The 13,082-nt window shown below is 43.0% G+C and carries 6 protein-coding genes and 1 pseudogene; 3 read left to right on the plus strand and 4 right to left on the minus strand.

Annotated features, from left to right (window positions below):
• Window positions 1–9 precede the first annotated feature (9 nt).
• The 3 genes and pseudogenes from UYC_RS38795 to UYC_RS39375 form a co-directional block, all read right to left on the minus strand.
• The gene (locus tag UYC_RS38795) at window positions 10–426 is read right to left on the minus strand and encodes a response regulator (protein WP_016879306.1); all 417 of its coding nucleotides are present in this window, start codon (window positions 424–426) and stop codon (window positions 10–12) included.
• Window positions 395–5,788 carry a PAS domain S-box protein gene (locus UYC_RS37110; RefSeq protein WP_051049979.1) on the minus strand — a complete coding sequence of 1,798 codons (5,394 nt, stop codon included), beginning with the start codon at window positions 5,786–5,788 and terminating at the stop codon, window positions 395–397. Before UYC_RS37110 ends, UYC_RS38795 begins: the two co-directional genes overlap by 32 nt.
• A 178-nt stretch (window positions 5,789–5,966) precedes the next feature.
• Window positions 5,967–6,177: pseudogene (locus tag UYC_RS39375) on the minus strand (zinc ribbon domain-containing protein); the annotation flags it as partial.
• Window positions 6,178–6,488: 311 nt separating this feature from the next.
• Between UYC_RS39375 and UYC_RS0106190 the strand changes: the two are divergent.
• Window positions 6,489–6,758, plus strand: a complete 270-nt coding sequence (locus UYC_RS0106190; RefSeq protein ID WP_016874028.1) for a hypothetical protein — start codon at window positions 6,489–6,491, stop codon at window positions 6,756–6,758.
• A gap of 253 nt (window positions 6,759–7,011) precedes the next feature.
• Here UYC_RS0106190 and UYC_RS37590 read toward each other — a convergent pair whose 3' ends face one another.
• The gene (locus UYC_RS37590; protein WP_157171220.1) at window positions 7,012–7,173 is read right to left on the minus strand and encodes a hypothetical protein; all 162 of its coding nucleotides are present in this window, start codon (window positions 7,171–7,173) and stop codon (window positions 7,012–7,014) included.
• Between the two features lie 62 nt (window positions 7,174–7,235).
• Between UYC_RS37590 and UYC_RS0106200 the strand changes: the two genes are divergently transcribed.
• Entirely contained in the window at window positions 7,236–10,538 is a 3,303-nt protein-coding gene (locus UYC_RS0106200; protein ID WP_016879307.1) for a type 2 lanthipeptide synthetase LanM family protein, read from the plus strand.
• A 679-nt stretch (window positions 10,539–11,217) separates the two neighbouring features.
• The gene (locus UYC_RS0106205; RefSeq protein WP_016874025.1) at window positions 11,218–12,657 is read left to right on the plus strand and encodes an NHLP bacteriocin system secretion protein; all 1,440 of its coding nucleotides are present in this window, start codon (window positions 11,218–11,220) and stop codon (window positions 12,655–12,657) included.
• The last annotated feature ends 425 nt before the right edge of the window (window positions 12,658–13,082 follow it).

Below are 13,082 nucleotides of genomic sequence, written 5' to 3' on the forward strand. Positions count from 1 at the left end.
AGTTTCAGTTTATTTTTGCCATTTTTCAGTCATTTCTAGAATTTCATCAAAACAGAAACGACGAACTAAATCAGTAATTCCCTCTGCCAAGACAGAATGAGTTTCGGGAATTTGCTCAACTAGTTGCTCAATGCGATCGCCATCAACTTCCAAAGCCGCTTGCCTCAATTGTGCTAACCATTGTGCAGACATGATTGTACTCAACTGAGAAAATTGTATCGACAGGCTTGCTTGTGGATAATTTTCCTGTGCTGGTTTCACTTCTGGTTGCTGCTGGGCATAAAGATAACGTACTCCCAAGTGTTGGGCGATTTTTTCAAAAAGTACCTGTTCTCGAAAAGGCTTGCGAATCAAATCATCACAACCTGCTGCCAAAATCGTTGCCTTTTGTTCCTCAAAAGCACTCGCTGTCAAAGCAATAATCACAGTACGAGCACAAGACGCGGGGAATTCTCTCCCTCTCTCCCCCTCTCCCTCTCCCCCCACTCCTCCTCTCCCTGTCTCGAATTTCTCTAGTTGCTTCATAGCCATCCATCACAGGCATACGCATATCCATGAATACAAGCTGCGGTTGCCATGTTTGCCATTTTTGTACCGCTTCTTGCCCATTGCCTGCGGCTTCAACTTCAAAACCAACGCTGTTTAATAATTGTAAAATTGGTTCGCGGTTCTCTTGGTGGTCATCTACGACTAAAATTCGGTAATGAGGCTGTTCTGGTGCTAATTCTAGGATGCGATCATTCGTTAGTTGAGTTGCGGTTGGTGATGGTTGTGTTGTTTGGACGTGAATATCAAAACTAAAAGTCGAACCTTGTCCAAGTTTGCTGTGAGCGCGAATTTCGCCACCCATGAGTCGAATAAATTGACGGCTGATGGTGAGTCCCAATCCAGTGCCCTCTCTAATTTGGATACCACTGCTTGTCTGCGTAAAAGGCTTGAAGAGATTTTTGATTTCTTCTGGTGCGATGCCGCATCCTGTATCTTCTACCTCGAAAAATAGGGATTGGGGATCGGGGATCGGGGATTGGGCATTGCCCCTCTGCTCCTCTGCCCCCTCCGAAGTTCCAAGCCTCCTCCGGAGGAGCAACGCTTTCGGAGGAAGCCTCCGCACCCTGCGGGAAGCTGCAGAAGCGTCTACAGACTTCTCTGTGCTCCCCTGCTTTTCCCTAGTCCCTATTGTTGCACGCAGCGTTACTCCTCCTGTTTGTGTAAACTTGACAGCGTTACCCAAGAGATTGATCAGAACTTGGCGAAGTTTTCCTTCATCGGTATGAATGTAGCGCGGTAAGTCGGGGGCGATTTCAAATTTGAGGAATAATTGCTTGGCTTGTGCCCGGATTTGAAACATTTCTTGTAGTGTTCGCAACAGTCCAAATAAATCAAAGGATTCGGGGTTAAAAACTATTCGCCCTGCCTCGATTTTGGACATTTCTAGAACGTCGTCGATGAGGTTAAGTAAGTGTTCTCCACTACGGTTAATAGTAGCTAATGATTCACGTTGTTTGCTATTCAAAGCTGGATCTCGTTCCATGAGTTGGGCAAAACCAAGGATGGCATTGAGCGGCGTGCGTAATTCATGGCTCATGTTGGCTAAGAATGCGCTTTTGGCTCGGTTTGCTGCCTCGGCTGCTTCTTTGGCAACTCGCAGTGCTTCTTCTGCTTGATGTCTTGCCCTACCGATCGCGATTAATTCGCCTACCAGTTTGAGGAAGTTAATTTCTTGTTGGCTCCAAATTTTACAGTTGTGAATTACATCTGCACCAACAAATCCAACGACTTGATCGGAATGAATCATCGGCACTCCAACCATCGATTGGATGGACTGACTTTCAAACATCATTCTCTCTGGTGCATCCGGTGGTAGTTCTGCTACACAGGAAATTTGACAAACTTTGCCGTGAGCAATTTCAGCCAGTCGAGGGAACATTGTCACAGCGCCTTCTGTTGCCATACTATTTAATGGTTCAATATCAGCACCACACCATTCGTGGCTAAGATGAACGTGGCTGCGATCCTGGGAATACTCAAAGATACAACAGCGATCGGCACCAATAAATTGAGCGATCGCCCCAAGTGTAAAATTAATGGCAGTATCTAAATCTTGATCAATGAAGTAGCGAGAAATGCTACTCAGTAAACTTTCGGCTTGAGCACGACGCTCTAAGGCTGCTTCTGCTATCTTGCGTTCTGTAATGTCACGCGCACAAGTAATAATCAATGCATCACCGCTTGGTGTAACTACTTTTGAGACGTTACTACCTAACCACCGCCAACTTCCGTTTTTGTGTCTCGCTCGCACTTCTGTCGATTGATTTCCCCCAAGTTCTACAATTTTTTGCAGTGTGGAGAAACTAATAGTGACATCGTCGGGATGAATAAAAGGGGCAAAAGATTTTTCTTCTAACTCTGCGACGCTATAGCCCATTATTCCTGTCATGTTTGGCGATACATAAGTGATTTTGCCCTCAAGCGTCATTAAAGAGATGATGTCACTGGCATTTTCAACCATGGTGCGAAACTTTAATTCACTCTTCTGGAGAGCTTGTTCTGCGCGTTTGCGCTCTAGTTCAGCACCGGCACGGGCAGCGAAAATTCTTAAAATCAATTCTCTACCCGGATCGTCTACCATTGGTTTGTTATCTATAACTGCCAAATGACCCAAGATTTTACCAGAGGCATTGATGAGGGGAACTCCCAAATAACTTTCAGCGCCGACAGTAACTAAATCTGCATCGCTGGGGAAAAGAGCTTGAACTCCTTGGGGATAATAACACAAATTGCCTTGTAAGACTTGCGCGCAAGGAGTGCCACAGATCTCATATTCAAAGTTTTCCTGGCTTTGTTTATCTAACCAAACTGCTAAAGTGCGCGCTCTAGTTTTGGTTTCATCGATGCATTCTGTGACAATAGCATGGTGAACTTGTAGTATTTGAGCTAGATAACGGACACAGGAGCTAAAAAATTCATCGCCTGTTTTTGCTGCTGTACCTTCGACAATTAAACTTAAAGCTACCTCTCGCTGCTTGCGATCGCTAATATCTGTAGACATGAAGGTTGCAATCCAGCAATCAGCAGCTTCATCTCGCACAGAAGTTAATTTAAAGGAAATCCAACGTAAATTTCCATCCGGGTGTAAGTACCGATACTCTCCTTCACTAGTTCGCTCGGCAAAAATCTCATCAAAAACTTTTCGGTAGATAACTTCCAAGTCTTCAGGTACAATCCGCGAAACGAAAGGATGTTTGTCAGCTATTAACTCTTCGGGAGCATATCCCCACATTTCTATGCTTCCAGCAGAGCAATATTCAAAATGCCATTCTCGATTGGCGTAAACTCGGAAACGACTGATAGCAGCAAGCGCACTATTAAGAATAGTGTTAAGTCTAGCTTCTGAGGCTTTTAAAGCTTCTTCTGCTTGCTTGCGACTGGTAATATCGCGGAATGTCCAAACTCTGCCGAGAATATTTTCTCCTAACTTTTGCGGACAAGAATAGCGTTCAAAGACTCTACCATCCTTAAGTTCTAATAAATCGTTAATATATGCTTCTGGAGTAGCATACAAGGCTTTAACTTTTTGCAGAAATACATTCGAGTCTTTGACTTGATTGGCAAGATAAAGTAATCGTTTGTCTAATTCTGGTTCTAAAATTATTTCAGAGGGAATCGACCAAATTTCCAAAAATTTTTGATTGTAACTAATAATATTTCCAGCTTGGTCAATTGCCAAAATTCCATCTTGAATAGATTCAAAAGTAGCTTGTAAAAGTGACAAAGAAGTTTCTAATTCCTCACGGGCTTGTTTGCGTTCCGTTGCATCTGTTCCCACCGAGAGAATTTCTATTATGTTTCCGTGTTCATCTACAATTGGTTTATTAGCCCAGACAATCCATACTCGTTCGCCATTTTTGCGAATATTTTCATGTTCGTGGAGCAGATAATTTTCTGGATGCAGACAAATATCATCAATTAAAGCGTGTAAGTTGCGCCCAGAAGAGTCTATTTCAGGCACAATTGTCTCAATCACATTACGTCCAATAATTTCGTCTAAATCAAAGCCAAAAAATCTTTGTCCATAGTCATTCAAAAATCTCACATTCCCATTGCCATCCCAACGCAAAATAATACAATTGGCTGTTTGCACTAAATCGCGATACTGAGCTTCGCTGACTCGGAGTGCTTCTTCCGCAAATTTGCGATCGCTTATATCTGTAGAAATAACCGTTGCAATCCAGTAGTCTGCAACTTCATCTCGTACAGAGGTAATAGTAAGAGAAATCCAACGCAAGTTGCCATCGGGATGGTTATAACGATACTCTCCCTGGTAAGTACGCCCTGCAAAAATGTCATCGTAGGCTTTTTCATAAATGCCTGCCAAATCTTCAGGCACAATGCGCGAGACAAAAGCAGTTTTGTCTGCTAATAACTCTTCGGGAGAATATCCCCAAAGCTGTACGCTTTTCGGAGAGCAGTATTCAAAATCCCAGTCGCGATGGGCATAAACCCGAATTCGATAAATAGCAGCCAAGGCGCTATCGAGAATTGTGTTGAGTCTTGCTTCTGAGGCTTTGCGGGCTTCTTCTGCAATTTTGCGATCGCTGATATCAACAATCATAAAATCCAAGCAAGATTCTTCTTTGTTGGCGCGAGCAGACATTAGTCCCCAACGAATACCTCCATCGCAGTGACGTAATTGGATCTCAAAATTACGCACTTCACCATACTGTTCTATTTGAGTTAACAGCCAAGAGCGATCGCTCGGATTGACATGAAATTCTGGTGCGTAACGCTTACCAATTAGATCGGCAATGCAACTATAGCCAATTATTTCTGCACAAGGTTGATTTATTTCCAAAAATAACCCATCTTCGAGACGAGTGCGCCCAATACCCACAAGAGAATTCTCGAAAATATTTCGGTACTTTTGTTCGCTACGGCGTAAAGCTTCTTCTGCACGTTTGCGTAGACGCGTAGCCGCTTGCCCTGAGGCATCACTAATATCTCGCCCCAATGTCAGCAATCCCTTGCGTCTGCCATCTTGCTCAAACAAGGGGATTTTAATCATATCAAAAATGCTCACCGTACCATCTGGTCGGGAAACAAATTCCTCTACTCGATACAGAGATCCCTTTTGCCAAGCTTGCTCATCCGTTTGGATGCAATTAAGTAAGGCATCGCGATAAAAGCTGCTGAATTCTGACAGTTCTATATCTGTTTTACCTTTATAATCAACACCTTGCAGTCCTAAAAATTCCAAGTTAGCCTGGTTCGATTCTAACCATCGTCCTGTACCGTCTTTAAAACAGATAATATCTGGCGAAGCATTAATCAGTGTCCGTAAATGCTCCTCGCTTTTTTGTAAAGATTGTTCTACTTGTTGAACGTGAGTACGCTCTTGCCTTGCTGGGGTGATATCTCTAATAACTATTACCGCAGATTTATCACTTAATCCCGCACAATTTCCAGAGATTTGTAAAAGTAATGAATTATCTTTTTGTCTTAATTCATAATTTGTCGTTACGTAATTCCCTTTGTACATTTGCACATCGGGGTATGCCTCAATAGCTACAGGTTGCCCTGATTGAAAAAGAGGTAATATTTCACTAAACCTAGAGCCGATGATTTGATTTTGGGTTTGGTTAATCAGGCGCTCAAAGCTTGAATTGCACCATTGTATCTGCTGCTCATCTCCTACCCATACTACAGCATCAGCGATCACCTCTAGCGCTAGTTGCATCTTGCCGAGGTTTGCCTGTAATTGCTCTATTTGCTCTAGCTGTTGGGCGCTCACCACCGACTCCTCATTCAATCCAAGACAGAACTTGCAACTTGGTATAAGAGATTGTAACGCCATTTTCTTGCTGAAGTAGTTAACTACAGCAAATCTATAGATCATCTATTTGATTGCTGAATTACTTTTGACATACTCCCCCGAATCCGCTATCGCGCTCATTCGGGGGATTCTAGACTTAAACAGCGATGACATCACCTAAGCCAACAGTCGATGCCCCGACTGCACAAATTACCCTAGATGCGTTCTCATCCCTTCCATTCACGCTCATACAGGATGGACAACGCCACTATCTAGCAGACAAATTAAGACTTTCTAAAACGTGTCCACTGCGGAGAACAAGTCTTGCTACTGGGATACCATTGCTCGATGAAAACAACTAATTTATTTCACCAATTTGAAATCCGCTGTAGCAATCTACTCTCTGCGACTCTGCGGCTTGGCGTGAGACAAATTCTCGATCAGCAACGTCGAAAATCTCATTTCTCCTAGCTGTGATGAGCTAGTTACATTATTTTTGCATTTAACTGGGAAGTGTTTCTAAATTGGCGATTTTCTCCCCTAGTTCTCCCCGATTTATCTCTACTTTAAAAAATAAGCCAGCAGAGAAAGCTGCACCGGACAAATGCTAATTCCCTGCTGTAATGCTTTAACTAACCGAAACGTATTTGATTACTGAATTAAAAAGAGTAACACAATCATGATAGCACAAATTAAAGAACTGCTCGCCAATGCTCAACTGCAACAAAAGATTGAAGAAGCCGCCGATCTAGCAGAAAGCATTAAGTTGATTGTGAGCGCGGGTGCAGAAAAGGGTTACAACTTCACAACCGAAGCCGTCTCTCAATTGCTGGCAGAGTTAACTTCTCCAGAAACCACAGAACTGAGTGAGGAGGAATTACTCATGGTGAGCGGAGGAGCTACACCCCATACTGGTATGTGCCCCCATTGTTACACCAAAACTAAATAGTCTGAAAACCTAAAGTCGTCTCCCAACAATTTCCTGCACGCAAAATCTGGCTAATTTCGATACTGAGCACAGAGGCTCGTTGCAGGAGGTTCTCTACCAAAGCTCCCCCCTTTCCTGTCCCAATCAAGGATTTGGGGGGATTTCCTCAATTATGTGTGGCAAATACTTATTGGCGTCCATAATTGCAAGATCCAATTTTTAGGTAATAACGAACACGGATAAACACAGATGCACACGGATAATTTATCTGTGTTTATCTGTGTCCATCTGCGGAAAGTTTGTAGACGCCGAAGGCGGCTTCCCGTTCGCCGTAAGGCGTTCCCGTAGGGTAGGGTGCGGAGGTTTCCTCCGTTAGCGTAGCTCCTCGCGGAGCGAGGCTCAAAGCTTTCCAAGACAGTGGTCGATTTTCAAACACTGATATTCATTCCCATCAACGCAGCGTACACCAGAATTGTTTCTGCTTGTCTAGCTACTACCATGAACAAACCAGTCATCGCCCAATTACTTGTTCAACCTTCCAAACAGATCGCTGCCACCGACTTAACTACTATCGTTGCCAACGCCAGCTTTCTCTGGGAACGCCTCGATACAGAAAGATTTGCGATCGCTACCGAACAAGATCAGAAACAGGAAATTCAACGTCTGCTCGATCGCTGGTGTCAAGTTGTAGCACAAGGCAATTGGGATACTTTACAGAAACGCTTGCGGTGGGAAGGACTAGACATTGATACCATTCGTCTCCGATTGGGAAACGTGCAGATTGCTAGCGATTGCGTTTTGCCAGATTGGGCAGAAACTTTGCAGCAAATCATGCAAACCGCCACAGAATTTATACCTAAAAAGCAAGTATTTCTACCACTCGATCCGCAAAATCCTGTCCCCTTTGAACATATCCTATTACCAGTTGTTCAGGTTGCCAGACAGCAATTACTTACTCGTCTTGATTGTCTTCCCTTATCGCTCCTTTCAGAAGTTGCTTATCATTCTTTAGAGCATAATTTGCTACAACAATTAGGGAGACTTTGTGCCAAAACACTGGATTTTGAGTTTTCTCAGGTGCGCCCGCTTAATAATCACCTGCTTAACTTACTAGGACTGAAAAAAGATAGTAGCAACAGCAAGACTCACTACACTAAATTCGTCAATCAACTTTTACAAGATGGATTGCTAACATTCTTTCAAAAGTATCCAGTGCTGGGGCGGTTAGTGGCAACAACTGTTAATTTCTGGGTAGAGTTCACGAGCGAGTTTCTCCAACGGCTGCGGCTTGACAGAGCAGACATTCAACGAACTTTCAGCTCAACCACCGACAGCTTAGGCAAAGTTGCTAGCATCCAAGCCTCTGTTTCCGATCCCCACAACCGCGGAAGAAGCGTTATTTTGCTCACGTTTGAGTCTGGACTTAAACTCATTTATAAACCAAAAGATTTAGGTTTAGAGGTTGCCTTTAACCAATTTTTAGACTGGTGCAATCACCACAGTCAACTCTTAGATTTCAAACTGATCCAGGTACTCAACCGGAACAATTACGGATGGGTGGAATATGTCGAGCATCAACCTTGTGTTGATGAAGCCGCCGCCGCACGCTTTTATGAGCGAGCCGGAATGTTGTTGTGTGTGATTTATGCTCTGCGAGGAACAGACTGCCACAACGAAAACTTAATTGCCTGTGGCGAACATCTGGTGTTAGTCGATATGGAAACTTTGCTCCACCACGAAGCTAATGTGATTGCATCCCCGGCTACCCAAGATTTTGAGACAGCGGCTGTACAGCAGTTTTGGGATTCAGTGCTACGTACAGGGCTTTTACCTCATTGGGATTTGAGTGGCGATCGCCAAGTTGCTTATGACATTAGCGGCTTAGGCAGTACAGATCCTCAACAAACGCCTCTCAAAGTACCTCGCTGGCAGCTAATTAATACTGACGATATGCACCTGGCGAGTAAATCTGTAATTTTAGCTGTTGAGAAAAATGTACCGCACTTAGGGGAAATTGCCTTATCTGCCCATAATTATCAGGCGCAAATTGCTGATGGGTTCGAGCAGATGTATCGCTTTCTCATGGCAAATCAAGACTTCTTGCTTTCACAAAAAAGTCCCCTCACGGCAATGCGCTCTCGGCAAGTTCGTTTCGTCTTCCGGGCTACTCGCATCTACGGTATCATCCTCCAAAAAACTTTAGCACCCGATTACCTCAAACACGGAGTAGACTTTAGCATTGAACTCGATCTTCTCAGCCGTGCTTTTCTAGTTGCTCAAGAAAAACCCAATGCATGGGCGATTTTGAGCGCGGAACTACGAGCGATGGAACAATTGGATATTCCATTTTTCACGGCGAGCACAGTTAGTGATGAACTTAGTGTGAGCGTGGATAAATCTATTTCGCACTACTTCAAGCAACCTAGCTACCAGCATATGCTGAATCATATCCAAGCCTTGGGTGAAGCCGATTTAGCTCGGCAATTAGCAATTATTCACGGCTCCTTCCATGCTCAAGTGGCACGAACCGCAAACGAGAACAACCACAAATGGCAAGTTGAGTCTTTGCCGTTACTAAGTCAGGAACAATTAATTGCAGAAGCTAGAGCGATCGCAACAGAATTAGAAGCCAGAGCCATTCCAGATCCCGATGGCAGTATCAACTGGATCGGCTTGGGCTATGTGCCTGAGGTAGAGCGATATCGGCTCCAAGTATTAGACTACAGTCTTTATGAAGGACGTTGTGGAGTTGCTCTATTTTTAGCGGCACTTGATCGCGTAGCTGGTGACTCACGATGGGGCAATTCAGCACTAAAGACACTACAACCCCTGCGTCAGCAAATCCACACCACCGACTTAGAATCTCAGCAACGAATCGCTCGCAGTATGGGAATCGGTGGTGCAGTCGGTTTAGGTTCCACAATCTATGCGTTTGTGAAAGTCAGTCAATTCTTAGGCGATGCAAAGCTATTACAAGATGCTCAAGCATTAGCCGATTGGATGACACCGGAGTTGATAGCTGCAGATAAAAAATTAGATATTGTTGGCGGTTCTGCCGGAGCCATTTTAGGGCTAATGTCTCTTTATCAAGCAACGGGTGCCGAAAATGTTTTAGCAAAAGCGATCGCCTGCGGACAGCATTTACTTGCCCATCGCTACAACCACGAAGGCGCTCCCCAAGCCTGGCAAACTTTATCTCAAACACCCTTAACAGGTTTCTCTCACGGTGCGGCAGGCATCTCCTATGCCCTACTGCGACTCTACGCCGTCACCCAGGATTGTGATTACTTAGCAGCCGCACTGGAAGGAATTAAGTACGAACGCAGTGTCTTTTCTGAAACTAATGGGAACTGGCACGACTTACGTAAATTTAACTCAAAGGCGCAACCTGGCTTTCCGGTAAAGTGGTGTCATGGTGCAGCCGGAATTGGTTTGGCGCGTCTGGGCAGTCTTGACATGGTAAAGACACCAGAAATAGAACGAGAGATTGAAATTGCACTGCAAGTTACCCAGAACTATGGCTTGCAAACCATAGATCATCTCTGCTGTGGAAATTTAGGTAGGGTGGAGGTGCTGTTAGTTGGCGCTCAACGTTGCTCTCGTCACGATTGGCATCAAGCTGCTGTGCAAAATGCAACGAATGTTGTTGCTAGAGCCAAACAAACGGGAGCATATCAATTATTTCCCAATTTACCTGGTTCAGTATTCAACCCAGGATTTTTTCAAGGCACAGCTGGGATTGGTTACGAAATGCTGCGTCTAGCTAATAATGACTTGCCTTCAGTACTGTTATGGGAATAAGGTGATGATTATTGGCGTTAAAGAAAACTAGGTGAGAGATTGTTGACAAATCGCGATCGCCTCCCCTACTTTTACCCTATTTATCTGTAAATTAACAGAAATTCAACAGAAAGCGCTAAGATAGATGGAAATTTAATGACCTCCCTTTTGTGTTGTGGGAGTAAGTGTGTTGTTAATTCTCGTCAAAGACACTTGGAAAGACTAGTGGTTCTTTGGCGAGAATTTTTTATGATTGACGATTGCTGCTTGCACCTACCCTAGTTCTCCCCGATTTATCTCTAGATTAAGAGTTGTTCAGCAGAGAAAACTGCATATTAAAAACAAACCACAGAGGCACTGAGAACACGGAGAAATAAGGAATAGAGAGGTTTATTGCATTAGGTTGTTGAGTTTTTTTAAATTTGAAAGTTCCTAAGTTTTTATACAGAGGTGATATAGCTGTTGCTTCTCTCTTGTGTATGCGCTAGAAGTGCTTTTTAATTACCAATGACAAAGCGCAAAGTCTGTAGACGCTTTTGCGTCTTCCCGCAGGGTGCGGAGTCTACTTAACAGAAGCCGCTCCGCGTCTACCTCCGAAGCGCGCAAGCTCCTCCACAAGAAGGCTCAGAACTTTGTAAGAGAGGACAAATGACGAAAATAACCGTGAACTGACTATAGATAAAGAGAAGAACGAAGAACAATGCAGCTCAAACAAAATAAAATCTTTCGCCAAGAAGCCCTCGATCGCCTGTCTTCTCCTGAACAACTAGATCAAGCAATCCAAATTGTCAAGCCCCAAGGGTGGCTAACCTTAACTGCGATGGGCTTTTTAGTTGCTATGGTTGGAGTTTGGAGTATATTTGGGCGAATTCCTTTAACTGTGACAGGACAGGGAATTCTCATTCGTCCGCGACACGTAGTACAATTTCAATCTCCTAGTTCCGGTCAATTGCTAAATTTGAAAGTCAAACCAGGAGATATCGTCAAAAAAGGAGACGTGCTGGGCGTTATCGATCAATCTGCGCTGAAGCAGCAATTGCAGCAAGAACAAGCAAAGTTGCAGCAACTACAAATTCAGAATCAAGAAATTGATAAGTTAAAAAAGCAGCTAATTACCCAGCAAATCCAAATCCTAAAGCAGCAACGAATGGATATGGAAAGCAGCCTCAAGCGAGAACAAGTAACGCCGAAGTTGCGAGATCAGACAATGAGCGCGATCGCCCAAAAACGCCAAAGCTTGCAGCAAAGAAAGCAACAAATTAGCTACTTGCTTGAAATCCTCAAACAACGAGTTGAAAACAGACGTCAACTCCTTGAAGAAAGTGCAATTAGCCAAGATTTGTTTGTGCAAACCCAGCAGGAATACTTTAATACCCAAACACAGCTTTTAGATATTGAAACGCAATTAAAAGAACTTGATATTGAATCAACTAATACCCAAAGAGATTATTTACAAAATCTTAATAAAACTGATGAAATTAAGACTAAAATTAAAGACTTAAAAACTCAAGAAACAAAATTACAGACACAAGAACTTCAGCAATCGATCGAAAAAACAAATCAAATTCGGGAAGTCAAGCGTCGCATCGCTCAATTAGAACTACAATTAGCAAAAGAAAGTAACATTATTAGTAAGTATAACGGTCAAATATTAGAATTAAGTGTTGTTCCAGGTCAAATTGTTAATTCGGGTATTCGCCTTGGCTCTATCGAAGCAGAAGATCCCAAAACAAAACTTGCCAGCCTTGTTTACTTTGCTAATAAAGATGGTAAACAAATTAAACCTGGAATGTCAGTACAGGTTACTCCCAGCTTTGCAAAACGCGAGCGAGAAGGCGGTATTGTGGGCAAAATCGCAAATATATCTTCCTTTCCTGTCACAACACAAGATATTGCTGCACAGGTTGGCAATCAAGAAATTGCAGCTACTCTTGCAGGTAAAGGAGAAGGCAAAGTTCAAGCTTTTGTGGAATTACAAGAAGATCCAACTACGCCAAGTGGCTATAAATGGTCATCCTCACAGGGGCCATTACTAAAACTATCATCTGGTACCACTACTTCAGTTCAAGTCAAGGTGGGGGAAACAGCACCTATTTCTTATATTATCCCGATACTTCGCTCTTGGACGGGCATCTATTAAAAGGGAACAGGGAACAGATAAAAGGAACTATTTCTATTAGATTCCCGACTTTCTAAGAAGTTGGGAATCTTGGTTTTTAATACTTAGTTGAATATATACTTGTCTAAAAAGAAAATACTGAAAAATCTTCTTCGGCGATTTTTAATTTGTAAAGTTAAATGTAGATATATGGAAGCTCAAATTTGTTTTTTTCATAAAGAGAGAGTATTGGTTATCAACAGGATACTTATAAATTTCGGTGCTGAATATTCTGGAAAATTTTGATTTATCCTCCTTAAAGTAGAGGAAATAAATTAAAACTTTTGCTTTATTGTGCCACGATTCAGTTGTATTCTTTACTTTGTCATTAGAAAAACTAAACAAAAAATTTAGGTTCTTCAGTACTTGATATGCTAAATCATTAAATAAAAAAGACAAACAAGTGA

The sequence above is a fragment of the Chlorogloeopsis fritschii PCC 6912 genome, from assembly GCF_000317285.1.
Lineage (GTDB): Bacteria > Cyanobacteriota > Cyanobacteriia > Cyanobacteriales > Nostocaceae > Chlorogloeopsis > Chlorogloeopsis fritschii.